The organism is Bradyrhizobium sp. 1 (assembly GCF_023073315.1).
Taxonomy (GTDB): domain Bacteria; phylum Pseudomonadota; class Alphaproteobacteria; order Rhizobiales; family Xanthobacteraceae; genus Bradyrhizobium.
Genome location: NZ_JADPJH010000033.1, coordinates 781,285 through 806,187, shown reverse-complemented (window position 1 = coordinate 806,187; position 24,903 = coordinate 781,285). Strand labels below are relative to the sequence as shown.

Below are 24,903 nucleotides of genomic sequence, written 5' to 3'. Positions count from 1 at the left end.
TCGCCTTAATGACGCTCCGACCCTCTGCGAGATGCTGTTCCCGGATCGTGACCAGCGGCACTTCGAAGGGGGGACTGAGTGACACTGTTCTGGACGCAAGGCGAATGAGTACGAGTATCGCTGCGCAGAGTAACGCGGCACGTAAGTCCAAAAATCCTGGCAAGAATTCATATCGGAAGCCTTCCCGGAAAATGACCACCCAAAACGTGCTTGGCGCCGCCGTGATCGGCTGCGTCGTGCTTGCCGGCTGGACCGTCTACAACAACATCTTCGCCGCCAGCGCCTTCCCGACCGTCGGTAGCGCCGGTTACGACGAGCCCGTGATCAGGCGCGTGCCCAAGGTCGCGTTGCGCGAGGCGGGCGACGCCATCAAGGAAGCTTTTGCGCTGCTGCCCGACCGCTTGCAGGTCGCAGCCCCGATCTCGCGCGAGATGTTCAACGAGCGTTTTGCCGCGGCGGCCACGCAAGGCGTGGACTCGAATGCCGCGAGCGCCGCGCCTGCGACCAGGGTTGCCGAGGCCCCGAAGCAGAGCGTGATCGCCAAGGTCGCGGAAGCGCTGAGGCCGGCGGCCCCGGCCAAGGTGGCTGACAAGGGTACGGACAAGACCAAGCGCGCGCCGGATGCGCAGATGCAGCTGGCTTCGGCCGACCCGGCCGAGATCGTGCCGGCCCCCGAGGCAAAGCCAAAATCCTTCGCCGACCGCGCCAAGGCCGCGGTGATGTCGATCACCGGTCCGCGCCAGTCGATGGTGGACAAGCTCTGGGGCAAGCGTGAGCCGTCCGGCGGGCTACTTGCCTATGCTTCCGCCGATGCCAGCGTGACGTCTGCCATCGCGCCGAGGGAGCAGAACCCCATGCTCGGCGGTTCGGCGCCCTATGAGCGCGACACCGCAGTCTATGACATCACGGCCAAGATGGTTTACCTGCCCGACGGCACCAAGCTCGAGGCGCATTCCGGCCTCGGCTCCAATCTCGACGATCCGCGCTCCTCGCGCACCCGCATGCGCGGCGTGACGCCGCCGCACATCTACATGCTCAAGCCGCGCGAGGCGCTGTTCCACGGCGTACCTGCGCTGCGCCTGACCCCGATCGGCGGCGAGAACGCGATCTACGGTCGCGACGGCTTGCTCGCCCACACTTTCATGCTCGGGCCGAACGGCGATTCCAACGGCTGCGTGTCGTTCAAGGACTATTACGCATTCCTCGACGCCTACCGCAACAAGGGCATCCGCAAGCTCGCGGTGCTGGCGCGGGTCGAGTGACCTCAGCCCATTCTGAATAATGGAAAAGGGCCGCTCGCAGCGGCCCTTTCTGTTCGTGCTTCAGCCCGGCCAGCACTGCCCACCGCCGTCGATCCGCAGCACCTGGCCGGAGACGAAGGCACCCATGGGACCTGCAAAGAACTCGACGACGCGCGCGACCTCGTCGACAGTCGCGATGCGGTCGAGCGTGCCGGTCTCGACCATCCTGTTCGCGTCCACCGCGCGCGTGCCGAGGAAGCGGCCGGTGCGGGTATCGCCGGGCGCGATGCAGTTGACGGCGATGTCGTAGGGGCGGAGCTGGTCGGCGAGGCATCGCGTGTAATGGGTCACGCCGGCCTTCGACACCGCATAGATCGAGCCCTGGGTGCGTCCCTTGAAGGCGGCGACCGAGCCGAGTGTGACGATGCGGCCACGTTTCCGTTCCATCATGCCCTTCGCGACCGCCTGGCAGGTCAGGATGGTCGAGAGCAGATTGCGCTCCAGCACCGCGCGCACATCGGCCTCCTTGATGTAGACCGCGTCGTTCGGGTCGGGCTTGCCGCCAGCGGCCGCGATGTCGCCGCCGGCATTGTGCACGAGAATGTCGATCGGGCCGAGTGCTGCTTCCGTCTCGGCAATCACGCGTGCGATGTCCTCTCCCTTGGTGAGGTCGCCGAGCACGCGCTGGCTGCGGACGCCGAATTGCTGGCCGATCTCTGCGGCCACCGCGGTGAGCGTCGTGCCCTCGCCATATTCCGCCGGCCCGTTCTCGCGCATGCCGTGGATGGCGACATCTGCGCCGAGCGCGGCGAGCTTCTCCGCAAAGGCGCGGCCGAGCCCGCGCCCCGCGCCGGTCACGAGCGCAACCTTGCCTGCAAGACTCTTCGTTCCGTCATGCGATGTCATGATCTTTTCCTGTTGTGAGACGTCAGTCCATTGCGGGGGAGAGCCCGCCTGCACTGCGCGATATCGCACGATCAGCGCTTGACGAAAACCAGATTGCAGGCTCGCGCCTCGTTGCGCTTGCCGCTGCCACGGCTGCGGTCGAACTGCGCGTCGACCGTAAAGGCGTAAGGAGAGCCGGGCGCGAGGTTGTTGAGGGTATAGGTGCTCGCCCCTGTGGTGCCGCGCGCACTCAACGTCGTCTTGCCGTCCGCCGGGATCTGGCCGTCGATCTCCAGCCGGTTGACACCGCCCTGGCCCTGCGCCTCGGCGTGAAATATGCCGTTCGCAACGGTGGCGACCAGAGGCCGGGTGAAGCCCTGCGCCTTGCCGGAAGGCTGGCAGTTCAACGTCACGTCCCAATTGCCGTCAAAATCCTTGCTGCCGCCGGTCCTGGCGTTGCCTGAAGGCGCCAGCGCCGTCTTCTGCTTCAGGCCTTCAATTCGCGCTTTGGCGAGAGTGGCGAAGATGCAATTCGGGAATCTCGCGAGATGATCCTCAAAGGCGCCCAGCGTGCCGATGCTGTCGGCGGCCTTCCAGTGCGCCTCGGCGGCAGCGCAAGGATCGGCTTTCGGTGCGGCTTGCGGCGCCGCTGGTGCCACCGTGACCGACACCGGCCCGTTCAGATAGAACTTGCCGATGATCGAGAGCGACAGCTCCGGCAGCTGGCTCTTGCCGCTCGCATCATAGACGTCGCTGCTGATGTCGCGAAAGACGTCGCCGATTTCCTGCGGCTCCTCGATGTGTTTCAGGAACGCGGTCGTGTAGGGGCTGTTACGGCCGGAGCCATCGGCGGCGACCTGTCCTGACTGCGTCGAGAACGACACGATCGTGCCGCGCGGTGCTTCGACTTTCGACAAGCCCCGTCCGATCGAGACGGCGCGCGTGGCAGAGCGTTTGAGGCTTTCCGCCAGCGGATTGTCCCGGCAGGAATCGAGCACGAGGATGCGCAAATTCTTGGCCTGCTGCAGATCGTTCACGATATCGTCGACCCGCACGAAGCGCTTGAGGTCCGCTTCATCGCTCAACACGGCGTCGACAGGCATCAGATAGTTCACGCCGTTGTACTGCATCGCATGGCCGCTGTAATAGAACAGGGCGACGTCGGCTCTGACAGCGGCGCGCGCGAAGCGGATGGTCAGGTCCTGCATGTCGGCCTGGCGCAGGTCGACGCCCTGGAGCACCTCGAACCCGCTGCGCCTCAGCGAGTTTGCGACGTCCTCGGCATCATGCGACGGATTCGGAAGCTGCGCCGAAGAGACATAAGCGCCGTTGCCGATCACCAGCGCAACGCGCGTGTCCGCCGATGCAGGACCGAGGCTCAGCCAGCAGGCGAGGAGGGCAAGAGAAAATCCGGCAAGAGAAAATCCGGAAAGAGAAAATCTGGAAAGAGCACGCATGAATGCCCCCGAATGAAATATCGAGAATATCCCTCCAGATTAGCGCATGCCGCGCCGGCATCAATGGCCTTGCCGTGGAACCGCCAGATCTGGCGGCCGTGACATCCTGTCACGCCGGGCTCACCGGCACGGTCTTGCGCAGCGCCATCTCGGTTGCGATCGCCTCGCGCACGGCGGGGCGCGCCTGCATGCGTTCGAGATAGGCTGACAACGACGGCCATTGCGCGACATCGATTCCTGCCGGACGGAGCAGCAGCAAGGCCCAAAGGAGGTGGGCATCCGCGACCGTGAAACGGTCGCCGACGAGGAACTCGCGGTTCGCAAGGTGTGCGGATGGCACCGATAATGTCTGCGCGATCCGTGCGCGTGGCTTGGCGAGCGAGCCGTCGTCCTTGTACCAGAAGATCGGGAACAGGAATGCCTTGTGGATCTCGGCACCGACAAAGCTCAGCCATTCCTGGAGGCGGTAGCGATCGGGATCGCCGGAGGGCGGCGCAAGGCCGGCTTCCGGTTTCACGTCGGCGATGTATTGCAGCACCGCCGCGCTTTCGGTCAGCCGCTCGCCGTTCTCAAGCACCAGCACCGGCACCGCGCCCTTCGGCGAGATGCCTTTAAAATCGCTGTCGTCGTCCGCGACCTGCTTGGTCCAGAGATGCACCTGATGATAGCGCGCATCGAGGCCGGCTTCCATCAGCGCGATGCGGCTCGCGAGCGAGCAGGCCATCGGCGAGAAATAGAGTTGCAGCATCGCGTCGCTCCGTTATGTCAGCGCATCGCCGCGCGCGATGATCGCGAAGCGGTCGGATAGCTCCGCGAGTGCAACCTCGTGGATGATCCGGGCGTCCAGCGTGCCGCCGCAGCCGTCGGGCAGGTCGCGCGTGGCGCAGGAATCGGCGTCGATCGTCGTGCGAAAGCCGAGGTCGAGCGCGGCTCGCGCGGTGGAGGAGACGCACATATGCGTCATGAAGCCGGCCAGCACGATGTTCTCCCTGCCGGTTGCGGCAAGGCGCGCCTGCAAATCGGTGCCGGCAAACGCATTCGGCAATTCCTTCTCGATCACCAGCTCGCCGGCACGGGGGCTTAGCTCGGCGACGATGGCGCCGCGGTCTGCGCCGCGATCAAACAGGCTGCCGGCCTTGCCGCGATGGGCGATATGCATGATCGCTGCTCCGCTCTCGCGTGCGCGCGCCAGGAGTGCCGCCGCCCGCGCGATCGCGGGCCGTGCATCGGGCAGAGCGAGAGGACCTTCGAGATATTCGTTCTGGATGTCGATCAGCACCAGCGCGGCGTCGGCAAGACGCGGCAGGTCGAGATCGGCACCGGCGAGCTGTAGCAGGGTCTTTGCGGTCGTCATGGTTTTGGAAATCTCCAGGGCAAAAGGCGCGGGCAGCATAGTCCGTGGAATGCCTGCCGATATGCAGGGATATTGCAGCTAGTGGCTGCGATATTGCAGGCTGCTCCCGGCCGGTATAACCTCGGGCCATGAACTGGGACGATTTGCGCATCATCGCTGCCGTCAGGGACGAGGGCACCTATGCGGGCGCCAGCGCGCGGCTGCGCATCGACGAAACGACGGTCGGGCGCCGGCTGTCGCGCATCGAGCGCGCGCTCGGTTTGCGTCTGTTCGAGGCCGCCGACGGAGTGCGCCGGCCGACGCGGAGTTGCGAGGCGGTGCTGGCGCATGTCGAGGCGATGGCTGCACATGCCGCCGAGATCGGTCGCGTCGGCGAGAGCCTGGCCGGTCCGGTGGGACGCCTGCGCATCGCCTCCACCAACACGGTCGCCGAGGAGGTGCTGTCGCCGCGCGCGAGCGATTTCCTGCGCGCCAATCCGGGGCTGACGCTGCAATTCCTCACCTCGAGCGAGAACGTCAAGTTCTCGCGCTGGGAAGCCGACCTCGCCATCCGGCTGCGCAAGCCTGACAAGGGAGACTTCGCGATCTCCCGGCTCGGCGACATCCGCCTGTATTATTTCGAGCCCGTCGCGACCGAGGGCGAGCCATTGCTGTGCGCCTATCCGGACGAACTCGGTGCCATTCCCGAGATGCAATTCCTGCGCTCGAAGCAAGGCCGCGCGCGCTGCGTCACCGACAACGTTCGTGTCATCCGCAACCTGATCCGCGCGCATCAGGCCGCAGGCGTGTTGCCTGAGTATGTTTGCGCGGATCTGCTCGGGGACCGCCGCTTGCGTGCCACGCTGCTGCCGAAGCGGCGCGACGTCTGGCTGCTCGTGCAAAACCACCTCAAGCGCGACGCCGCAACCCGCGTGACGATCGACTGGGTGAGGGCGTGTTTCCAGGAGATGGCGCGCAACTGACGCAAGGTTTCGGTGTGACGATCGCGTCACAGCGCGAGACGTGCAGCGAGAAATCTCAGCTTTCCCCCTTGCAACCCGAACGTGCTTCGTCTATTAGCCCGCTCCTTCGCTAGGCCATGGGTTCGGGCTCTCTGAGATCCCGACTGGCGCGGGCCGGTTTCCGGTTTCGTGTTCCGCCGAATGAAGGAGAACGCAGGACGTAGCTCATGGAGAGCGTCGGGCTGAACACCCGAAGGCATCGGTTCGATTCCGGTCTCTTGCACAAAGGATAGCTCAGTTTGGTAGAGCAGATGACTGTTACTCATCCTGTCGCGGGTTCGAATCCTGCTCCAGCGCTCCGTTTCAGCCTGAAAAGCTGATACCTCTGAAGGGGACCGGACGCGCGCTTCAGTCGCAGTCCGGCCGTTTTGCCGCAAGGCTTTCCGTCCGAACCTAGACACTGTGAGATCGGCTCTGCGCCGCGGGTAGATACCGCTTGCGCTGATGCCGGGTGGCTCCGCATGACCGCTCGACACGCGTCGAGCGATCGCGCGCGTGCGCCCGTCATCGTGCAAGCTCAAGCCCCGGCCCGTCGATCTTTCGGGAAGCGTCGTCCGCGTCCTCAATTCCTTTGCGAATGAAACCTATTGTCCGGCGTCCGGCCGGGCGCAAACGAAGGAGACGTGTCATGACCTGGCACTTGCTGATGCTGAACGTGACGGTGAAGGATGGCGAGCGTGTTTTGCTCACGCGCAACGGGCAGCTCGTGCGCGTGCTCGCGCCCGGCAGGCACCGGCTGTTCGATCCCCTGCACGAGCTCAAGGCCGAGGTGTTCGACGTGGTCCGCAGCGAATTCCCTGCGGATCGCTACGCGGTGCTGAAGGCCGCGCGGCCTGATCTTGTCGCCGAGCTGTTCGAGGCGGTCGAGACCAGGGCGGACGAGATCGCCATCGTCAGCCTCGACGGCCGGCCCGTGCATCTGATGACGCCCTGGCAGGTGCGCGTCTACTGGAAGGTCGCGACCCGCATTGATGTCGAGCGCATCGATGTGTCCGGCGATCCCCGTGTCGGCGCGCGGCATCTGACCATGATCGAGCGCAACCGTTCGACCGTCTCGATGGAGACGGTGGTCGAAAACCACGAGGCGGGTCTTCTCTACGTCGAGGGGCGGCTCGTGGAGCGGCTCGCGCCCGGCCGGCACGCGTTCTGGACCGTCGGCCGCAAGATCGAGGTGAAGCGCCTCGACCTGCGGCCCCAGGCGGTCGAGATCACCGCGCAGGAGATGCTGACCAAGGATCGCATCGCGCTGCGGGTGACGCTGACGGCGTTCCGTAAGGTGGTCGATCCCGAGCGCACGGTTGCGACCGTGCCCGACGTGGACGCGTGGCTGTATCGTTTGGTGCAGTTCGCGATCCGCGAGGCGGTCGCGGGCCGGACGCTGGACGAGGTGCTGTCGGCGAAGGCGGCGCTGGATGCGGAGCTGCGCGACTATGTGCGTGCACGCGTCGCAGAGTCCGGCGTGGAGGTCACCGAGCTCGGCGTCAAGGACGTGATCCTGCCCGGCGAGATCCGGGAACTGGTGAACAAGGTGGTGGAGGCGGAGCGGCTCGCGAAGGCGAACCTGATCCGCCGGCAGGAGGAGACCGCGCGACGCGTTCGCTCCTGAACACCGCCCGCCTGATGGAGGAGAACCCCCTGCTGCTGCGGCTCAAGGAGCTGGAGTCGCTGGAGCGGCTGGTCGAAAAGGTCGGGCGCATCGATCTCCATGCCTCTAGCGGCGAGGGCCTCGATGCCCTCCTGACCAAGCTCGTGCGCCTCAAGGCGCCCGAAAGCGCGTGAAACGAAGGGCCGCCCACGGGCGGCCCTTCATGTCTCCGTTGTCCTCGCTCGCCGTGAACGCGTGAGCGGGCCCATGCGACGCAAAATCCTGCGAGGGTATTGCACGCGCGCGAAGGTTGCGTAATCTCGCGGCGACGATCTCAGTCTTGATCAGGGCAAGCGAATGACCACTCTGGAGCAAACCATCCGTCCCTCGGCGCGATCGCGGGAATGGAAGGCGATTGTCGTCCTGATCCTGCTGGTCCCGGTGCTGTGGTCGCCGCCGTTCCTGTTTCGCTTCTTCCTCTATCAGCCGTTCAACATCCCGTCGGGGTCGATGACCCCGACGCTGGTCGTCGGCGACTACGTGCTCGCCGCCAAATATGCCTATGGCTACGGCCGCTATTCGTTTCCTTTCGCGCCGTCGTGGATCTCCGGTCGCGTCCGCGCCGCGGAGCCCGACCACGGCGACGTCGTCGTGTTCCGGTCGCCGAAGGACACTTCGGTCGACTACGTCAAGCGCGTGGTCGGCCTGCCCGGCGACCGCATCCAGATGCGGCAGGGCCAGCTCGTGCTCAACGACCGCCCGGTGACGCGCGTCGCTCTGGGAAGCGTGCCCGGCGCCTCCGCCTGCGGTGTAGATGATGGCACCAAGGTCAAGCGCTGGCGCGAGACGCTACCGAACGGCGCGAGCTACATCACCTACGACTGCGTCGACAATGGATATGTCGACAACACCAGTGTCTACACGGTGCCGCCGGGCCATTTCTTCGTGCTTGGCGACAACCGCGACAACTCGACCGACAGTCGCTTCATGTCGGTGATGGGTTTTATCCCGATGGACAATCTCGTCGGCAAGGTCACGCGCATTTTCTGGTCACTCGACCGCAATGGCCGGCTGCGCGGCGAGCGGATGGGGAAGGTGTGGTGAGGGCCGACTGTCATTCCGGGGCGCGCCCCGGAATGACGAGGGGAGGGCGACGCCCACAAACAAAAACCCCGGCATCGCTGCCGGGGTTTCGCGTTTTCGTAGTGTGCCTGAATGGCTGGACTTAGAAGTCCATGCCGCCCATACCGCCGCCCGGGGGCATCGCGGGGCCGGAGCCGCCCTTCTTGGGCAGCTCGGCGACCATGGCTTCCGTGGTGATCAGCAAGGCCGCAACCGAGGCTGCGTTCTGGATCGCGGTACGGACCACCTTGGTCGGATCGATGATGCCCTTGGTGACGAGGTTGACGTACTCGCCGGTCTGGGAGTCGAAGCCGTAAGCGTAGGTCTTGTTCTCCAGGATCTTGCCGACGATCACCGAGCCGTCTTCACCGGCGTTGATCGCGATCTGGCGAGCGGGCGCGGAGAGCGCCTTGCGCACGATCTCGACGCCGGTCTTCTGGTCGTCGTTCTTGGTGCGCAGGCCCTTGAGCTGCTCGGAAGCACGGAGCAGGGCGACGCCGCCGCCCGGGACGATGCCTTCCTCGACAGCCGCACGGGTCGCATGCATCGCGTCATCAACGCGATCCTTGCGCTCCTTCACCTCGACCTCGGTCGCGCCGCCGACGCGGATCACCGCGACGCCGCCAGCGAGCTTGGCGAGACGCTCCTGGAGCTTCTCACGGTCGTAGTCCGAGGTGGTTTCCTCGATCTGCGCCTTGATCTGGGCCACGCGCGCTTCGATGTCGGCCTTCTTGCCGGCGCCGTTGACGATCGTGGTGTTCTCCTTGTCGATCATCACCTTCTTGGCGCGACCGAGCATGTTGAGCGTCACGTTCTCGAGCTTGATGCCGAGATCTTCCGAGATCGCCTGGCCGCCGGTCAGGATCGCGATGTCCTGCAGCATGGCCTTGCGGCGATCGCCGAAGCCCGGAGCCTTGACGGCCGCGACCTTCAGGCCGCCACGGAGGCGGTTCACGACGAGCGTGGCGAGAGCTTCGCCTTCGACGTCCTCGGCGACGATGACCAGCGGCTTGCCGGTCTGCACCACGGCCTCGAGCAGCGGCAGCAGCTCGTTCAGCGAGGAGAGCTTCTTCTCGTTGATGAGGATGTAGGCGTCGTCCATCTCAACGCGCATCTTGTCGGCGTTGGTGACGAAGTAGGGCGAGATGTAGCCGCGGTCGAACTGCATGCCCTCGACGACGTCGAGCTCGGTCTCGAGCGACTTGGCTTCCTCGACGGTGATGACACCCTCGTTGCCGACCTTCTTCATGGCGTCGGCGAGGAACTTGCCGATCTCCTGGTCGCCGTTGGACGAGATGGTGCCGACCTGGGCGATCTCGTCGTTCGAGGTGACCTTCTTGGAGTTCTTGACGAGGTCCGCAACGACGGCTTCGACCGCGAGGTCGATACCGCGCTTGAGGTCCATCGGGTTCATGCCGGCGGCAACCGACTTGGCGCCTTCGCGCACGATCGCCTGGGCGAGCACGGTGGCGGTGGTGGTGCCGTCGCCGGCCGCGTCAGCGGACTTGGAGGCGACTTCGCGCACCATCTGCGCGCCCATATTCTCGAACTTGTCCTCGAGCTCGATCTCCTTGGCGACGGTGACGCCGTCCTTGGTGATGCGGGGAGCGCCGAACGACTTGTCGAGAACGACGTTGCGGCCCTTCGGGCCGAGCGTGACCTTCACCGCGTTGGCGAGAATGTCGACGCCGCGCAGCATCTTGTCGCGCGCGTCAACCGAGAATTTGACTTCTTTGGCTGCCATCTGGAATTTTCCTTGAGGTGTTTGACTGGAGGGAGAGAGGGGCTGTTAGGCCGCCTTCTTCTTGGAAGCGGGGACGTCGAGGACGCCCATGATGTCGCTTTCCTTCATGATCAAGAGATCGACGTTGTCGATCTTGACTTCGGTGCCGGACCACTTGCCGAACAGCACGCGGTCGCCGACCTTCAGGTCGATCGGGATCAACTTGCCGGCTTCGTCGCGGCCACCCGGGCCGACGGCGACGATTTCGCCCTGGGAGGGCTTTTCCTTGGCAGAGTCGGGAATGATGATGCCGCCAGCGGTCTTCTCTTCTGCGTCAATGCGCTTGACCACGACGCGGTCGTGAAGCGGACGGAATTTCATGCAGTCCTCCTAAGTAGTTGCACAATTTGGGAATTTTTGGGTGTTAGCAGTCTGTGCCCGTGAGTGCTAGCACAGGCGAAGCTGAAATAGGACAGGAATTTTGCGGGGACAAGGGCTTCTAGCAGAAAAATCGGCACTCAGAAGGCCTGACTGCCAGAATCTCTTGACCATCGTTAACCGAGACCAGGGCCGTATTAGCACGGAGCCATCTCTGCTGCTAACGCATTGAATTTCAACAGCTTGTTAAACTTTTGGGCTTGAGATGGATTGTCAGTTTGCGTCACATTTCTCTCATGTGAGCGCATCTCCACCGGGTGGCTCGTCAGCAGCGTACCGGCAAGCCACCCCTTGAATATGCGCTCCTGCACAGGAGGTTGGCATGGTCTCGCGGGTTGGGGTTGTTTCCGACGATTTCCGGAAACAGGTGCTGGGTTACGGGCTGACGACGGCGGAAATTCTCTATCGGATGCCGGATCACAAGTCGCTGCTTCAGACCTATGTCTGGCAGAACTACGACATGTTTCCGAAATTTCCGGCGCTGACGGATTTCCTGGCGTTCTGGCAGGAGAAGCTCGAAGGTCCGCTGTTCTCGGTGACCGTCGCGCATTCCAAGCTGATCAAGCCGGCCGAGCTGCGCGCCGTGGATGGCGTGTTCCGGCTGCATTGAACAGAGCACTGGAATCGTAGGGTGGGCAAAGGCGCGCGCACTTCGCGCGCCGTGCCCACCATGACTCCGATCGTATTCTTGAATGGTGGGCACGCTTTCGCTTTGCCCACCCTACGATACCTCATTCCGTGGTAGCCTCTCCCCACAACAACAGGGGAGGCCGCTCATGGCCAAGAAAGCAAAATCGCGCAGCGCGTCGCAAGTCGCGGTGAAGAAGCGAAGCGGTACCAAGGCCGCCGTGCGATCATCCGCACGCAAGGCGGTGAAGGCGAAGGCGCGCACTGTTACACCGAAATAACCCTCCCGTCCCAAACAGCGCATCGCCATCAGCCATCACCGCGAGGAAGACTTCAAAGCCGACGGCCTGCGGACTTACGCAAAGTACCGCGACCTCGGCATCGCCGCCGCCAGCCACGGCCTCGCACAAGCCCACGTGATCCGCCTGCAAGGCCCCTGCGATCCGGCCGAGGTGTCGAAGCTGCACGTCCACCATGTCGACTTCCAGATGGTCTACGTGCTCAAGGGCTGGGTGAAGACCTACATGGACGGCGAGGGCGAGACCCTGATGAAGGAAGGCAGCGCCTGGACCCAGCCGCCGAAGATCAAGCACATGATTCTGGATTACTCGGATGACGTCGAACTGCTGGAGGTGATTTTGCCGGCGGAGTTCAAGACGGTGGAGCTGAAGGCTTGATGTCATTCCGGGGCGCGCCGCTTTGCGGCGCCCCGGAATGACGGAGGAGAGATTTACGCCAACACCCGCCACATCATCCGATCGCTAAAAAACGCCCGATCCGGGAAACCGGGCCGTTACCAGTCGGAATGTTCCAGCCGCCCCACAGGGCAGGCGGTAACCCGTCGAAAATACCTCTCGCGTCAACTCAAGGCTGTGAAACCGCAGGACATGCTTTCATGGCAACCAACACGTTTGGCCGACGCGGCGTCGTGGCGCCGCCCTCACGTGGATCGTTTCAACCCGGGTCGCTTCAACCACCCGTCGCCGCGCCGATCGCTCCTCGGCCCTTGCCCAGTGATGGCACGCTGTTTCGCGACAACAAGCTTCTGGCCGATATCCCTTTCCTCACCATTGGCCTGATTTTCGTTTTGCTCCTGATCTTCGCGCTGCAGCGCGCTCTCGCCATCGACATTGCGCAGGACGGCACACTCGATGTCCGCTCGCTGATCGCTCAGGGCGCGTCCGGCTACGATCTCGTTGTTGGAAGGGGAGAGTGGTGGCGGATCGGCCTTGCGCCGCTTCTGCATGGCAGCCAGTGGCACCTCATCGGTAATTGTGTTGCGCTGTTCATCGTCGGCGTCAGGCTGGAGAGTCTCATCGGCCGTGGCTGGTTTTCGCTGATCTTCGTTGCCAGTGCAGTGGCAGGCGAAGCCGGCTCGCTGCTGGGCAATGGCTCCGGCACGGTGGGCGTCGGCGCGTCGGGCGCCATCACCGGGCTGATCGCCGCGCTGTTCGTTTCGAGCTTCGATCCCGAAGCGGACGCCGATCAAACAATATCGCGACTGAAGACGTCACTCTTCTTTGGTGTTCCCGCACTGCTGCCGCTTGCCTTTGGCGCATCCGGCAATGTCAACTATTATGCCCATGCCGGTGGTGCGCTGGCCGGCGCCGCGCTGGCCGTCATGCCGTGGCTCGCCTTCTTTTCCTATGACAGCCTGCCGCGCAGTGCCAGCATGACGTTGCTCGCAGGATTCGTCGGATCTCTGGTCTGCGCCGGCTTCGCCGTCGCCCATTATCCGTCTTACATGGCCGATGCCGTGCACTATATCCGCGCCTCGGAAGTGCCGGTGAAGGCTGACGAGATGGTCCGCCGGTCCTCCGATCTCGTCACCCGCTATCCGAAAGACCCGCGGGCGCATGTGTTCCGTGCGGTCTCCTTCCTGGAGCAAGCGAACCTCGGTGCCGCCGAGGCGGAAGCGCGAACCGCCATGTCGCTCGCTGCCTCGGATGTGGCGGGTGGACCGGTGCGCTCGGGAGCGCAGGGCTTGATGGCGGTGTTGCTGTGGGCGCAGGGACGAACCAGCGAGGCGAAGGCCATGGCGGCCGAGCCTTGCCGTGCCAAGCTGCCCGAGGTGCGTCGTATCTTGCAGAAGCAGAAATTGTGCGGCTGAGGCGTCGGCTCTCTCCGCCGTCCTTGCGAGGAGCTCGCGACAAAATCGCGAAGCAATCTTGTCGCGGCATGCGCCGGCAACGATGTCCTGGAGATTGCGCCGGCCGACTACCGCTCAAGATAGCCCAATTCTTCACTCATGATCTTGCGCGCATACTCGCTGAACACATCGATCAACCGTCCGCGCGCGGCATAAGGCGGATAGAGCAGTGCGATCGTAACGGGAACAGCGGGGTTGAAGGGACGCGTGATCAGGGCCGCGCCAGAGCTTTCGTCATGCGCGGCGATCGGGTTGATAATGCTGATGCCGAGACCCGCCGCGACCAGGGCACAGACCGATGCGCCGAGATCAGTCTCGGCAACAATGCGGCGCGTGACGCCGGCCTGCCCGAAGATCGTATCGATGCGATCGTAGAGCGGACTCCCGGTGGCGAAGGAGATGAAGGCCTCGTCGGCGAAATCGGCGGGACGCAACGTCTTCTTCTGCGCAAGACGATGCCCCTTCGGCATGATCGCGACGCAACGGGTCTTGAGCACCGGCTCGACATGCACTCCCGCAACCTCATCATAGAGCATTGCGAGCCCGGTGTCGCAAAGCCCGGAATTGACCCAGTCGTGCACGGCGCTCGCCGTGCCCGATCGGATCGAGACCATCACATGCGGATAGTCCGCTTTGAAGCGGGCCGCGATGCGCGTCAGCAGGCCGCCGGCAAGGCGCGGCATGGCCGCAACGCTTAGCCGGCCCATACCGAACGAGCGGATGCTGACAGCGCTGGCCTCCAGGCCCGCCAGGCCGATGAAAGTCTTCTCGACCTCCTGGAAAAAGCGCGATCCGTCCACGGTCGGGCGGAGGCGGCCGCCACTGCGGTCGAACAGCGGGAATTGCGTGATCGCCTCCAGCTGTCCGATCAGGCGGCTGATCTGGGGCTGCGAGGTATGCATGCGCTGAGCCGCCTGAGTCATCGATCCCGTGACGAAGACCGCCCGAAAAGCCTCCACATGCTTCAGGCCCATGCGTCTGGTGGCCATATCAAATCCGTATAGGCGAGTGTGAAACCGGAATTTCATCAGATCGAGCTTTTGGACGATAGTCCAGAGCATGAAGCGGTTCGCACGGAGCTGTCCCGTCGTTGCCGACTGACCGGGGGCGGCGTCACGGACATTCGCGAAGAAAGTAGACGAGATGAAAGCAACAACGATCAAGGCACTCGCCGCGGCGACCGTCGCCGGTGTTCTTCTTTCGGGCGAGGCCCTGGCCCAGGGGGCGAGCAGGCTGGACAAGATCCGCGAGCGCGGCGCGATCACGTTGGGCCATCCCGAGACCTCGGTACCCTTCGCCTATCTCGACGATCACCAGAAGCCGATCGGCTACACCGTGGAAATCTGTGAACACGTGGTGCAGGCGATCAAGACGGCGCTCAAGCTCCCCAAGCTTGAGATTCGCTACAACCCCATAACCTCGGCGACACGTATTCAGCTGCTCGCCAACGGTACGATCGATCTCGAATGCGGCAACACGACCAATAATGTCGAGCGGCATAAACTCGTCGACTTTGCTCCCACCATCTTCGTTGCGCAGGTCGTCCTCGTCGCGCGCAAGGATGGCGGGGTCGATGTCAACGACCCGGCTTCGTTTCGCGGCAAGGCCATCTCCGCCCAGGCCGGCGGCCAGACTTTCAAGGTGATTACGCTGATCAACGCCAAGAACAATCTCGGCATCACGGTCGTGCCGGCCAGGGACACCGCCGAGACTTTCTTGTTGGTGTCGACCGGCCGGGTGGCCGGCACCGCCAATGATGACGGTCTCGCCTATGCCACGGTCGCCTCGTCCAGAACGCCGGATGACTTCCTGATCGGCAGCAAGGGTCTCGAGATGGCGCCCTACGGCATCGTCGAACCCAAGGACGATCCTGCTTTCAAGAAGATGGTCGACGAGGCCGTGATCGACCTGATGAAGAGCGGACAGATTGCGGCGCTCTACGACAAATATTTCAATTCACCCATCCCGCCGCATGGCCTCAACCTGAAATTTCCGATGGGTGCCGCCCTCAAGCGCGCACTGGCCAACCCGACCGATTCCGGGGACCCTGCAGCCTACGAATGAAGCACCAAACGCTCTAGAGGTCCCGCAATGGCAGATCAACACCAGACGAACTCGGCGGGCGCTGGATTGCCGCCCATCGACCTGCGCAGCGATACGGTCACCAAGCCGACCGAGGCGATGTATGCCCGCATGGCCTCGGCGCCGCTGGGCGATGACGGGCTGGACGGTGACCCCACGGTGCGGGAGCTGGAGGCCGTCGCAGCTGCGGCGTTGGGCAAGGATTCCGGCCTGTTTGTGCCGAGCTGCACCATGGCCAATCTGCTGGCGACGCTGGCGCAGTCGCAGCGCAGCGAACAGATCGTGTTGGAAGCGAATGCCCATATGTACACCTCGGAACGAGGGGCGGCGACGTTCACCGGGCAGTTCTATCTCGCAATTGCCGGGACCGCCGGCGCGATGGACCTGAATTTGCTGGAGGACGCCCTGCAGGGCGAAGGGCTCAAGCTCAGGACCGCACTTGTCGCGATGGAAACCTCTCACAACAATGCCAGCGGCGCCGTGCTGCCGCTGGAGCATATGCAGGCGGTGCACGCCATGGCCTCATCCCGCGGCGTCCCGGTGCATCTGGATGGAGCGCGGATCTTCAACGCTGCGGTCGCCCTCGAAGTGGCGCCGGCTCAGGTTGCGAGGCATTGCGACACGGTCTCCCTGTGTCTATCGAAGGGCCTGAGTGCGCCGGCCGGTGCCGTGCTCGCCGGGCCGCGCGCCGTGATCGACAGCAGCCGCAGATTTCGCCGCATGCTGGGCGGCACGCAGCGCCAGATCGGGATCCTGGCCGCCGCCGGGCTGGAGGCCGTTCAGGTCATGGGTGCGCGCCTGGGCGATGATCACCGGCGCGCGCGCGCTTTGAGTGATGCGTTGAACGGGATGCATCCAAAGATCAGCGCGACAATCCCGCAAACGAATATCGTGCAGGTCGACGTCTCGCTCACCGGGCGCGGCAGCGCCGCGTGGTCGGGTGCTCTGGAGAGGGAGGGCGTGAAGGCGAGGCCTTGGGGCAAGCAGCGATTGCGCTGTGTGACCCATCGCCATATCGACGATGCGGATATTGATCGCGCGGTCATGACATTTCGTGCTGTGGCCTCAGCTTTGGCTTAGAGCATCAGTCGACATGGGCCGTGCGTAGCCCGGATGGAGCGGAGCGAAATCCAGGCTACGGGAGCTCAGCTCAAGACCCCCACGATCGCGCCCATCAGACACGTCGTCAGCGTCCCCGACACGATCGACTTCAGCCCGAGCGCGTTGATCTCGTCGCGCCGCTCCGGCGCCATCACGCCCAAGCCGCCGATCATGATGCCGAGGCTGGCGAAATTGGCGAAGCCGCACATCGCGTAGAGCATGATCAGGCGCGAACGCGGATCGAGCGCACCGGCCGACAGCTTTGAGAAGTCGACATAGGCGATTAATTCGTTGAGCACGGTCTTGGTGCCCATCAAGCTGCCGGCCGTGATCGCCTGGTCCCAGGGCAAGCCCATCAGCCAGCACACCGGCGCCATCACCAGGCCGAGCAGGCGCTGCAACGAGATCGCAGCGCCGCCGATGTTTGGTAGCAAGCCGAGCATGGCGTTGACGAGATAGACCAGCGCGACGAGCACCAGCAGCATCGCAACGATGTTGATCAGCAGCTCGATGCCCGCACCGGTGCCCTTCACGATCGCGTCCATCGTGCTGGAGACCTCCATCTCGGGATCCTCCAGCGCGCCGCCGCTGCGCCTGTCTGAGGTTTCCGGCACCATGATCAGGCTGATGAGGATCGCAGCCGGCGCGCCCAGCACCGAGGCGATCACGAAATGCGCGGCGGCGTCAGGGATGAGCGGCGCCAGCAGCGTCGCATAGAGCACCAGCACGGTGCCGGCGATGCCGGCCATGCCGCCGGTCATCACCAGAAACAACTCGCTGCGGCTCATCTGCGCCAGATACGGCCGCACGAACAGCGGCGCCTCGACCATGCCGAGGAAGATGTTGGCGGCGGTCGAGAGCCCGACGGCGCCGCCGACGCCCAGCGTGCGTTCGAGCAGCCAGGCCATGCCGCGCACGACCGGCGGCAGCACGCGCCAATAGAACAGCAGCGTCGTCAGCACGCTCATGACCAGCACGATCGGCAGCGCCTGGAATGCCAGGATGAAATCGGCGCCCGGCACCTTCACATCGAAGGGCAGGGGGCCGCCGCCGATATAGCCGAACACGAAGGCGGAGCCGGCCCGCGAGGCCGCCGAGATCGCGCCGACCGCATCGTTGATGGTGCCGAAGGCACGGGCGACGATCGGCACTTTCAACAGCACGATGGCGGTGACGAAGGTCGCGACGAGGCCGATCGCCGCCTGCCGTAATGATACGGCGCGCCGATGCTCTGCCAACGCGAAAGCGATCGCCAGCAATGCGAAAACGCCGAGTGCCGATTGCAGGCGCAGCATGATGTCCCCAAACCTCCAATGATTATGGCCGCGCCTGCGTTGCAAAGGCAATGCCGGAGGACCACCGGAGCCGCCCGCTGTTGACAAGCCGGTCTGCGTCAGCCACGCGGAGCGCACGTCCATAGGAGCGACGGTCAGGGGTGACCCAACAGGCGATGCCAGAGCAGCCAATAACAGCGAATCCGCCGCTGACCGCCGGCGCGCTCCTCGCCCACCGCGCCTTCCTGTTCTTCCTGCTCTCGCGCAGCCTGTCGCGCTTCTCCAGCCAGATCGCCGCGGTTGCGATCGGCTGGCAGGTCTACGACCTCACCGGCTCCGCCTTCGACCTCGGCATGGTCGGCCTCGTGCAATTCCTGCCCACGGCGCTGCTCGTGTTTGTCGCCGGCCACGCCGCCGACCGTTTTGAACGCAAGCGCGTGGTCCAGCTCTGCCAGCTCGTGGAAGCGGCGACTGCGCTCTATCTCGCAATCATCACCTATCTCGGTGCGGTCAGCGAGGTGCAGATCTTCATCGCGACCTTCGTGCTCGGCATCGCCGGCGCCTTCGAGAGCCCGACCACCGCGGCGCTGCTGCCGGCGATCGCGCCGCAAGGATCGCTCCAGCGTGCGACCGCTGTGTCCAGCGGCGCGGCGCAGGTCGCGACCATCACGGGTCCCGCGCTCGGCGGCTTCGCCTACGCGATCGCACCGCATCTCGCCTATGCCCTGATGCTGCTGTTCTGGATTTTCGGGATGATCCTCACCGGCTTCATCCGGCCGCGGCCGCAGGCGGTCGCCAAAGCCGGGACGGATTCGGACAATATCTTTGCCGGCGTCCGCTTCATTCGCAGCAATCCCGCGATCCTCGGCACCATCTCGCTCGATCTGTTCGCGGTGCTGTTCGGTGGCGTCACCGCGCTGCTGCCGATCTATGCGCGCGACATCCTTCAGACCGGCCCAATGGGGCTCGGGATCTTGCGCGCCGCGCCAGCCGTCGGCGCGTTGGCGATGACCATGGTGCTTGCACGCCACGCCATCTCGCGGCATGTGGGCTTGCGCATGTTCCAGGCGGTGATCGTGTTCGGCGTCGCCACGATCGTGTTCGCGCTGTCGTCCTCGATGTGGCTGTCGGTGCTGTCGCTCGCCGTGCTGGGTGCGGCCGACACGATCAGCGTCGTGATCCGCTTCTCGCTGGTGCAGCTCGCCACCCCCGACGAGATGCGTGGCCGTGTCGGCGCGGTGAACTTCCTTTTCATCAACGCCTCGAACCAGCTCGGCCAGTTCGAGAGCGGCGTAGCGGCCGCATTGTTCGGCGCCATGCCCGCCGCAGTGCTCGGCGGCGTCTGCACCGTCGCGGTGGCGCTGTTGTGGATGAAGCTGTTTCCGAGCCTGCGTCGGGTGGAGAGCCTGGAGTAGGGGAAGGTCCCGTGTCCCGGACGCGGCGCAATGCGCAGCGGTGCGCCGCTGAGCCGGGACCCAGAACGCCAAGAACGAGATCGCGGAGACGTAGGCCCCGGCTCAGCAGCGCGTCATTGCATGCCGCGCTGCGTCCGGGGCACGAGAGCGGCGTTCAGCCCCGTCCCACGAACGGCATCTTGCTTGCCATCACCGTCATGGTCAGCACGTTGGCATCGAGCGGCAGGCCGGCCATGTAGGCGACGGCGTCGCCCACCGCCTTGGCGTCCATGCGCGGTTCCTGCTTCATGGTGCCGTCGGGCTGCATCACGCCGGGGCCGGCGACCATGCGGTCGGTCATGGGCGTTGCGGCATTGCCGATGTCGACCTGGCCGACCGCGATGTCATACATGCGGCCGTCGAGGTTGCTCGCCTTGGTCAGGCCGGTGATGGCGTGCTTGGTCGAGGTGTAGGCCGCCGAGAACGGCCGCGGCGCATGCGCCGAGATCGAGCCGTTGTTGATGATGCGGCCGCCGCGCGGGCTCTGGTCCTTCATGATGCGGAAGGCGTGCTGGGTGCACAGGAACGGGCCGGTGAGATTGGTGTTCACCACGGCCTGCCACTGCTCGAGGGTGAGATCCTCGAAATTCACCGGCGGCGCGCCCATGCCGGCATTGTTGAAGAGCACGTCGAGCCGGCCATAGGTCGACTTCACCTTGTCGAACAGCGCGGCAATCGAGTCCGGCTTGGTCATGTCGGCAGTGACGCACAGGCTCTTGCCGGCGGCGCCGAGTTTTGCGGTTTCCTCGAGCATGTCGAGGCGACGCCCGACCAGCACCACGGTGAAGCCGATGTTCATCAGCGCCAGCGACGCCGCGCGCCCGACACCGGTGCCGGCACCCGTCACCACGGCGATCTTGTTTGCTTCACTCATCGTTTCCTGCCTTCTCTCTCTTCAAGTCTCTTCAAGGTTTCTTGGCTGTCAGGTTTTTGGTTCTTTTTCGTTCTTGTAGGGCGGCCGCGGGATGTTCTGATGCGCCGCGCGCAGTGCCGCCGACCAGCGCGAACGCAAATCGTGGAAATAGGGCTCGCCCGCCTCGATGCGGTGGTTGAGATCGGCATCGCAGGCGTCGCTGCGCACCACAAGCACGTCGATCGGCAGGCCGACGCCGAGGTTCGAGCGCATCGTCGAGTCCATCGAGATCAGGCCGGTCTTCAGCGCCTCGTAGAGTTCGACGTCGTAATGCATGGCGCGGTCGAGCACCGGCTTGCCGTATTTGTGCTCGCCGATCTGAAGGTAGGGCGTGTCGGTGGTGCACTCGATGAAATTGCCGGCCGTGTAGACCATGAACAGGCGCATCCGCGCGCCCTTGATCTGGCCGCCGAACAGGAAGGAGACGTCGAAGGACACATCCTCGGATTTCAGCGCCGGGCCTTCAGTGGAATGCACCGCCCGGATGGCGCGGCCGATGCGCTGTGCCGCCTGGAACATGGTCGGGGCGTTCATCAGCGTCTCGATGTCGCCCGTGTTGGGGTCCTCGAGGCCCTCGGTCAGGGTGGAGAGCACCGACTGGCTGATGGCGAGGTTGCCCGCGCTGGCGATCGCCATGATGCGGTCGCCCGGCTTGGAGAAGATGTGCAGCTTGCGGAAGGTCGAGACATTGTCGAGGCCGGCATTGGTGCGGGTATCGGCGATCATCACCAGACCGTCCCGAACCAGGATTCCGCAACAATAGGTCATTTCCAGTCCCCGAACGCGTTTGCGCGGAATTACTAGCCAATTTCGGGGAGGCATGTAACCCCCGATTCCCGGGGGCAGGCTGTCATTCCGCGGCGCGACCGCCAGCTGTGCCGCTCAGTCAGCGGCGTCGACGAGAAACGCCTGGTCGACGGGGACGCCGAGCGCCGTGACGAGCCGGTTCGTCTCCGCGGCCATGCCGACAATGGCCAGCATCTCGCCATATTCGGCCTCGGTCATGCCCTTGGCCCGTGCGCCGGCGGTGTGGGAGTGGATGCAGTAGCTGCAGCCATGCGCGATCGAAACCGCGACATAGAGCATTTCCTTGATTTTGGGGTCGAGTGCCCCCGGCGCCATCACCTCCTTGATGCTCTCCCAGGTCCGCCGCAGCGTCGTCGGATCGTGCGCCAGCGCGCGCCAGAAATTGTTGACGAAGTCCGACTGCCGCACCTTGCGGATATCGTCGAAAACGGCGCGCGCCTCGCTGGAGAGCTCATCGTCGGAAAGCAGTTTTACGGTCGCCATGGGGGCCTCGCGGGATCGGGTCTGATCCCGCGAGTGTAGCACGGCTCACGCGGTCAGCCGGCATCCCCGGCGGAGCGGCGCAACGCCAGCTTGCCGACATCGACATAGAGCCTCTGCTGCGCATGAGCGTGCTGGGCACCGACGTGAAGGTCGCGCAGGCGCCGCTGCAGCGGCGAGCTGTCGTGGACCGCGCTGCTTCCCGCCAGCGCAAAACAGGCATCCGCGATGCCGACGCAGGTCGTGGCGAGCCAGACCGCGGATCGGGCTCCCTCAGTCACGAGGTCCTCGTCGTTCAGTGTTCCCGATACCGCGTGACGCCAGTGGCTGGCGGCCTGGACCTCCTGAAACGCCTGCGCGGCCGCGAGGTTGGCGGAAATCCGGCCGAGATCGTACTGGAAGGTTTCGGACTCCCGCATCGGCAAGGCCGCATATAATTGCTGCTTTCCGGTATTGGCCAGCGCAAGCAGGTCATCGACGCAACCCTCGGCCACGCCCACCGCGAACGCGCCGTGCACCAGGGGCAGCCATTGCGGTAACGCTTGATAGAGCGGGCCCGGCTGGTGCGGGGCCGTGCCGAGATCGAAGAAATCGGCGTCGGGAACGAGCCTCTCCCGCAGCGTGACGTGATGGCTGCCGGTGCCTTTGAGCCCCGCCGCGTACCAGGTGTCCTCGATCTCCCAGTCGCGCGCCGGCAGCGCAACGACGCGGACCAACGGCTTGCCCTGCGCACCCGTCACCGGCTTGCCGTTTTCGGTGACAATGCAGAACCCGCCAATCCAGTCGGCATGCGTGCAACCGCTGGCGAACGGCCAACGGCCCTTGACGCGATAGCCGTCGGTCACGCGCTCTGCCGTGCCGCCCGGCTGGGATGAGCCGCAGATCGCCGTGTCCGGTCCGTCCTGATAAATGCGTTGGTACATTTCCGGGCGTGACGCGGCGACGAACAGGCTGCTGGCGCCGGCGACAACCGTGATCCAGCCGATCGAGCCGTCGAGACGGGCCAGCGCCTTGATGACCTCCATTCCAGCCGGAAAATCCAACTCCAGCCCGCCGTGGCTCCGCGGGACGAACATCCGGAAGATCCCGATCGACCTCAACCGCTCCACGATGTCAGGCGGGACGCGGCGCGCAGCTTCGATCTCGGCGGCGCGTGCCTTGATCTCGGGGGCCAACTCCTGGATGCCCGCAAGCATGTCCATGTGGGGATCGCGCAATGGTACGGAATGCTTCTTGTTCTTGTCGTGAAGCCGCATCTGTCTCAACCTCTGTTGCGGAAACGGATCACAACGGAGGTTGAACAGACAGCGCTACGGGGTGGTTTCAGGGCGGCGGTCGCGGGTTACGGCTGTAACGCTAGCTCTGCCGCTGGGATTGCGATTGCGATTGTCCGCCGCGGCCGGCCTGCTCGACCTTGACCGCCACTGACAGCGTCTCGGCGCCGCCGCCATAGCGGGTGCCGCGGACGGGAGCCGCGCCGAGATAATCGAGCCCGATCGCGACGCGGACATGGGCGTCGGTGGCGCAGATGCTGTTGGCGGGGTCGAAGCCGACCCAGCCGAGACCGTCGACATAGGCTTCCGCCCAGGCATGCCCGGCGTCCTGATGCACCGTGCCATCGGACCGCAGGAAATGGCCGGAGACGAAGCGCGCCGGCACGCCGCCGGTGCGGGCGCAGGCGATGAAGATGTGCGCGTAGTCCTGGCAGACGCCGCGCTTGAGCGTGAACGCTTCGGCTGCCGAGGTGCCGCTGTTGGTCGGATCCTCGTCGAAGGTCATGTGATCGCCGATTTGCGACATCAGCGTGTGCAGGAATCCGAGCGTGTCGCTCTCGGCCTCGCTACGCAACTGCCGTGCGACCGCCATCATCGCCGGATTGACGGAGGTGAGGTCGGTGGAACGCAAAAACATGTCGGCCGGAAAGCGCTCGTCGGCGCCGCGCAGCACGCCGCCGGTGTCGTGGGTCTCGATCAGGCCCTCGGACGTGATCTTGATGTCGCTGACGGGCCCGCAGGACAGCACGTGGGTGACGTTGCCGAAGGCGTCCTCATGCGTGTCGAGCCTGGTGTCGGTCGAGACGTCGATCTGCCACTCCGCCACATATTGCCCGTCATGGCTGCACGGCGTCATCCGCAGAATCTGGATCACGCTGGTCGCCGCCGGCTCGTAGCGATAGGTCGTCGTGTGCAGAATTCGCAGGCGCATGGTGTTTTGATTCCGTCGTTCCGGGTTCGCGCGGCGCACGCCCCGGAAGGACTGCGTGTATCAGATCAAATACTGCTTCGTGATGATTTCGCCCAGCCTGGAATTGTCCGAGATGAATTCCTGAATGAATTCATGCACGCCATGCTGGAAAATATCGTTCATATTGCTGTGTTCGAGCCGGTTGCGGATGCCGCGGGCGTGGCGCTGGGCGGGGCCCTGGCGGCCATAGGCGACGCCGATCTGGTCGAGGTTGCGCGTGAGATTGTCGTAGCAGCTCGCAAGCGAGCGCGGCAGCGTGCCGTTGAGAATGAGCAGATCCGCGACCAGCCAGGGTTTCAGCGTCTCGCGATAGACCCAGTGATAGGCCGTCAGCGCCGACACCGAGCGCAGGATCGAACTCCACTGATAGAAGTCGAGCGGGCCGCCGACATGCTCTTCCTCGGGCAGCAGCACGTGATACTTCACATCGAGGATGCGTGCCGTGTTGTCGGCGCGCTCCAGGTGCAGGCCGAGCCGCGAGAACCAGTAGGCGTCGTTGCGCAGCATGGTGCGGTAGGCCGAGCCGTCGAAGCGCAGCGAGGTCTCCTGCACGAAGCGCAGGAATTTTGCGAGATCCTCACGCGTCGAGGTGCCCTTGCTCCAGACCTCCTGCAATTCGATCCAGGCCGAGTTGATGGTGTCCCACATTTCGCTGGTGAGCGCGGTGCGCACCGAACGCGAGTTCAGTCGTGCGGCCTCGATGCAGTTCCGGATCGAGGACGGGTTGTCGGCCGAGAACGAGAGGTAGTCGACGACGTTGCGCTCGTTGGCTTCCTCGTAGATCTCATAGAAGCTGGTGGCGACGCCGGCGGTGAGAAGTGCCGAGTCCCATTCATTGGTCTTGCCGATATAGGCGGCGGGGAGCGCGGTGACGCGCAGCGTCGCATCGATGGTGCGCGCGAGATACTCGGCCCGTTCGACGTAGCGGGCGAGCCAGTAGAGGTTTTCGGCGGTACGCGACAGCAT

General features: G+C 64.5%; 22 protein-coding genes, 2 tRNA genes and 2 pseudogenes. 12 read left to right on the top strand and 14 right to left on the bottom strand.

What is annotated here, in order from left to right; all coding sequences use genetic code 11:
* Positions 1-191 precede the first annotated feature (191 nt).
* The gene (locus IVB29_RS28860) at positions 192-1,262 is read left to right on the top strand and encodes a tlde1 domain-containing protein (RefSeq protein ID WP_247506773.1); all 1,071 of its coding nucleotides are present in this window, start codon (positions 192-194) and stop codon (positions 1,260-1,262) included.
* A gap of 60 nt (positions 1,263-1,322) precedes the next feature.
* Here IVB29_RS28860 and IVB29_RS28855 read toward each other — a convergent pair whose 3' ends face one another.
* The 4 genes from IVB29_RS28855 to IVB29_RS28840 form a co-directional block, all read right to left on the bottom strand.
* On the bottom strand, positions 1,323-2,147 hold the full coding sequence (locus tag IVB29_RS28855; RefSeq protein ID WP_247506772.1) for an SDR family NAD(P)-dependent oxidoreductase: 825 nt from the start codon (positions 2,145-2,147) through the stop codon (positions 1,323-1,325).
* 71 nt (positions 2,148-2,218) lie between these two features.
* Positions 2,219-3,583: a caspase family protein gene (locus IVB29_RS28850; protein ID WP_247506771.1), complete on the bottom strand. Its 1,365-nt coding sequence runs from the start codon at positions 3,581-3,583 to the stop codon at positions 2,219-2,221.
* A gap of 109 nt (positions 3,584-3,692) precedes the next feature.
* Positions 3,693-4,331, bottom strand: a complete 639-nt coding sequence (locus IVB29_RS28845) for a glutathione binding-like protein (RefSeq protein ID WP_247506770.1) — start codon at positions 4,329-4,331, stop codon at positions 3,693-3,695.
* A 12-nt stretch (positions 4,332-4,343) separates the two neighbouring features.
* Entirely contained in the window at positions 4,344-4,937 is a 594-nt protein-coding gene (locus IVB29_RS28840; RefSeq protein WP_247506769.1) for a cysteine hydrolase family protein, read from the bottom strand.
* Between the two features lie 128 nt (positions 4,938-5,065).
* On the opposite strand from IVB29_RS28840, the gene IVB29_RS28835 reads away from it, so the two are divergent.
* From IVB29_RS28835 to lepB, 5 genes and pseudogenes are all read left to right on the top strand, one after another.
* A complete protein-coding gene (locus tag IVB29_RS28835; RefSeq protein WP_247506768.1) occupies positions 5,066-5,899 on the top strand; it encodes a LysR family transcriptional regulator in 834 nt (277 codons plus the stop codon).
* 192 nt (positions 5,900-6,091) lie between these two features.
* Positions 6,092-6,161: transfer RNA gene (locus IVB29_RS28830), tRNA-Phe, on the top strand.
* A gap of 4 nt (positions 6,162-6,165) precedes the next feature.
* A tRNA-Asn gene (locus IVB29_RS28825) sits at positions 6,166-6,231 on the top strand.
* A gap of 335 nt (positions 6,232-6,566) precedes the next feature.
* Positions 6,567-7,717 (top strand): annotated as a pseudogene (locus tag IVB29_RS28820) (slipin family protein).
* A gap of 163 nt (positions 7,718-7,880) precedes the next feature.
* Positions 7,881-8,627: a signal peptidase I gene (lepB, locus tag IVB29_RS28815; RefSeq protein ID WP_247506767.1), complete on the top strand. Its 747-nt coding sequence runs from the start codon at positions 7,881-7,883 to the stop codon at positions 8,625-8,627.
* 121 nt (positions 8,628-8,748) lie between these two features.
* Here the strand turns inward: lepB and groL are convergent, their stop codons facing one another.
* Positions 8,749-10,389, bottom strand: coding sequence for a chaperonin GroEL (gene groL / locus IVB29_RS28810; protein ID WP_247506766.1), 1,641 nt, complete (start codon positions 10,387-10,389; stop codon positions 8,749-8,751).
* A gap of 45 nt (positions 10,390-10,434) precedes the next feature.
* Complete coding sequence (locus IVB29_RS28805; RefSeq protein WP_015685161.1) at positions 10,435-10,749, bottom strand: co-chaperone GroES; 315 nt, start codon at positions 10,747-10,749, stop codon at positions 10,435-10,437.
* Positions 10,750-11,128: 379 nt separating this feature from the next.
* Between IVB29_RS28805 and IVB29_RS28800 the strand changes: the two genes are divergently transcribed.
* From IVB29_RS28800 to IVB29_RS28790, 3 genes and pseudogenes are all read left to right on the top strand, one after another.
* Entirely contained in the window at positions 11,129-11,416 is a 288-nt protein-coding gene (locus IVB29_RS28800; protein WP_247506765.1) for an usg protein, read from the top strand.
* Positions 11,417-11,582: 166 nt separating this feature from the next.
* Positions 11,583-12,110 (top strand): annotated as a pseudogene (locus IVB29_RS28795) (cupin domain-containing protein).
* 128 nt (positions 12,111-12,238) lie between these two features.
* Positions 12,239-13,543, top strand: a complete 1,305-nt coding sequence (locus IVB29_RS28790; protein ID WP_247506764.1) for a rhomboid family intramembrane serine protease — start codon at positions 12,239-12,241, stop codon at positions 13,541-13,543.
* Positions 13,544-13,650: 107 nt separating this feature from the next.
* Here IVB29_RS28790 and IVB29_RS28785 read toward each other — a convergent pair whose 3' ends face one another.
* A complete protein-coding gene (locus IVB29_RS28785) occupies positions 13,651-14,571 on the bottom strand; it encodes a LysR substrate-binding domain-containing protein (RefSeq protein ID WP_247506763.1) in 921 nt (306 codons plus the stop codon).
* Between the two features lie 154 nt (positions 14,572-14,725).
* Between IVB29_RS28785 and IVB29_RS28780 the strand changes: the two genes are divergently transcribed.
* On the top strand, positions 14,726-15,646 hold the full coding sequence (locus tag IVB29_RS28780) for an amino acid ABC transporter substrate-binding protein (RefSeq protein WP_247506762.1): 921 nt from the start codon (positions 14,726-14,728) through the stop codon (positions 15,644-15,646).
* Positions 15,647-15,673: 27 nt separating this feature from the next.
* Complete coding sequence (locus IVB29_RS28775) at positions 15,674-16,744, top strand: GntG family PLP-dependent aldolase (RefSeq protein ID WP_247506761.1); 1,071 nt, start codon at positions 15,674-15,676, stop codon at positions 16,742-16,744.
* Positions 16,745-16,809: 65 nt separating this feature from the next.
* On the opposite strand, the gene IVB29_RS28770 is transcribed toward IVB29_RS28775, so the two are convergent.
* Positions 16,810-18,060 (bottom strand): nucleoside transporter C-terminal domain-containing protein, encoded by a 1,251-nt coding sequence (locus IVB29_RS28770; RefSeq protein ID WP_247506760.1) that lies wholly within the window; start codon positions 18,058-18,060, stop codon positions 16,810-16,812.
* A 155-nt stretch (positions 18,061-18,215) separates the two neighbouring features.
* Between IVB29_RS28770 and IVB29_RS28765 the strand changes: the two genes are divergently transcribed.
* The gene (locus IVB29_RS28765; RefSeq protein WP_247506759.1) at positions 18,216-19,454 is read left to right on the top strand and encodes an MFS transporter; all 1,239 of its coding nucleotides are present in this window, start codon (positions 18,216-18,218) and stop codon (positions 19,452-19,454) included.
* A 154-nt stretch (positions 19,455-19,608) separates the two neighbouring features.
* Here IVB29_RS28765 and IVB29_RS28760 read toward each other — a convergent pair whose 3' ends face one another.
* The 6 genes from IVB29_RS28760 to IVB29_RS28735 form a co-directional block, all read right to left on the bottom strand.
* Positions 19,609-20,367 (bottom strand): SDR family oxidoreductase, encoded by a 759-nt coding sequence (locus IVB29_RS28760; protein ID WP_247506758.1) that lies wholly within the window; start codon positions 20,365-20,367, stop codon positions 19,609-19,611.
* A 48-nt stretch (positions 20,368-20,415) separates the two neighbouring features.
* Positions 20,416-21,174: a proteasome-type protease gene (locus IVB29_RS28755; RefSeq protein WP_247506757.1), complete on the bottom strand. Its 759-nt coding sequence runs from the start codon at positions 21,172-21,174 to the stop codon at positions 20,416-20,418.
* Between the two features lie 114 nt (positions 21,175-21,288).
* The gene (locus IVB29_RS28750; RefSeq protein WP_247506756.1) at positions 21,289-21,696 is read right to left on the bottom strand and encodes a carboxymuconolactone decarboxylase family protein; all 408 of its coding nucleotides are present in this window, start codon (positions 21,694-21,696) and stop codon (positions 21,289-21,291) included.
* Positions 21,697-21,749: 53 nt separating this feature from the next.
* Positions 21,750-22,889 carry an acyl-CoA dehydrogenase family protein gene (locus tag IVB29_RS28745; protein ID WP_247506755.1) on the bottom strand — a complete coding sequence of 380 codons (1,140 nt, stop codon included), beginning with the start codon at positions 22,887-22,889 and terminating at the stop codon, positions 21,750-21,752.
* A 160-nt stretch (positions 22,890-23,049) separates the two neighbouring features.
* Positions 23,050-23,898, bottom strand: coding sequence for a transglutaminase family protein (locus IVB29_RS28740; protein ID WP_247506754.1), 849 nt, complete (start codon positions 23,896-23,898; stop codon positions 23,050-23,052).
* A gap of 60 nt (positions 23,899-23,958) precedes the next feature.
* Positions 23,959-24,903 carry an alpha-E domain-containing protein gene (locus IVB29_RS28735; RefSeq protein WP_247506753.1) on the bottom strand — a complete coding sequence of 315 codons (945 nt, stop codon included), beginning with the start codon at positions 24,901-24,903 and terminating at the stop codon, positions 23,959-23,961.

Bases quoted from the DNA above. Each gene is read 5' to 3' on its own strand.
- IVB29_RS28845 (WP_247506770.1), bottom strand. From the start codon at position 4,331: ATGCTGCAACTCTATTTCTCGCCGATGGCCTGCTCGCTCGCGAGCCGC.
- IVB29_RS28750 (WP_247506756.1), bottom strand. From the start codon at position 21,696: ATGGCGACCGTAAAACTGCTTTCCGACGATGAGCTCTCCAGCGAGGCG.
- IVB29_RS28835 (WP_247506768.1), top strand. From the start codon at position 5,066: ATGAACTGGGACGATTTGCGCATCATCGCTGCCGTCAGGGACGAGGGC.
- IVB29_RS28735 (WP_247506753.1), bottom strand. From the start codon at position 24,903: ATGCTGTCGCGTACCGCCGAAAACCTCTACTGGCTCGCCCGCTACGTC.
- IVB29_RS28840 (WP_247506769.1), bottom strand. From the start codon at position 4,937: ATGACGACCGCAAAGACCCTGCTACAGCTCGCCGGTGCCGATCTCGAC.
- IVB29_RS28775 (WP_247506761.1), top strand. From the start codon at position 15,674: ATGGCAGATCAACACCAGACGAACTCGGCGGGCGCTGGATTGCCGCCC.
- IVB29_RS28755 (WP_247506757.1), bottom strand. From the start codon at position 21,174: ATGACCTATTGTTGCGGAATCCTGGTTCGGGACGGTCTGGTGATGATC.
- IVB29_RS28805 (WP_015685161.1), bottom strand. From the start codon at position 10,749: ATGAAATTCCGTCCGCTTCACGACCGCGTCGTGGTCAAGCGCATTGAC.
- IVB29_RS28740 (WP_247506754.1), bottom strand. From the start codon at position 23,898: ATGCGCCTGCGAATTCTGCACACGACGACCTATCGCTACGAGCCGGCG.
- IVB29_RS28785 (WP_247506763.1), bottom strand. From the start codon at position 14,571: ATGGCCACCAGACGCATGGGCCTGAAGCATGTGGAGGCTTTTCGGGCG.
- lepB (WP_247506767.1), top strand. From the start codon at position 7,881: ATGACCACTCTGGAGCAAACCATCCGTCCCTCGGCGCGATCGCGGGAA.
- IVB29_RS28800 (WP_247506765.1), top strand. From the start codon at position 11,129: ATGGTCTCGCGGGTTGGGGTTGTTTCCGACGATTTCCGGAAACAGGTG.
- IVB29_RS28780 (WP_247506762.1), top strand. From the start codon at position 14,726: ATGAAAGCAACAACGATCAAGGCACTCGCCGCGGCGACCGTCGCCGGT.
- IVB29_RS28760 (WP_247506758.1), bottom strand. From the start codon at position 20,367: ATGAGTGAAGCAAACAAGATCGCCGTGGTGACGGGTGCCGGCACCGGT.
- IVB29_RS28860 (WP_247506773.1), top strand. From the start codon at position 192: ATGACCACCCAAAACGTGCTTGGCGCCGCCGTGATCGGCTGCGTCGTG.
- IVB29_RS28850 (WP_247506771.1), bottom strand. From the start codon at position 3,583: ATGCGTGCTCTTTCCAGATTTTCTCTTTCCGGATTTTCTCTTGCCGGA.
- IVB29_RS28765 (WP_247506759.1), top strand. From the start codon at position 18,216: ATGCCAGAGCAGCCAATAACAGCGAATCCGCCGCTGACCGCCGGCGCG.
- IVB29_RS28855 (WP_247506772.1), bottom strand. From the start codon at position 2,147: ATGACATCGCATGACGGAACGAAGAGTCTTGCAGGCAAGGTTGCGCTC.
- IVB29_RS28770 (WP_247506760.1), bottom strand. From the start codon at position 18,060: ATGCTGCGCCTGCAATCGGCACTCGGCGTTTTCGCATTGCTGGCGATC.
- IVB29_RS28745 (WP_247506755.1), bottom strand. From the start codon at position 22,889: ATGCTTGCGGGCATCCAGGAGTTGGCCCCCGAGATCAAGGCACGCGCC.
- IVB29_RS28790 (WP_247506764.1), top strand. From the start codon at position 12,239: ATGTTCCAGCCGCCCCACAGGGCAGGCGGTAACCCGTCGAAAATACCT.
- groL (WP_247506766.1), bottom strand. From the start codon at position 10,389: ATGGCAGCCAAAGAAGTCAAATTCTCGGTTGACGCGCGCGACAAGATG.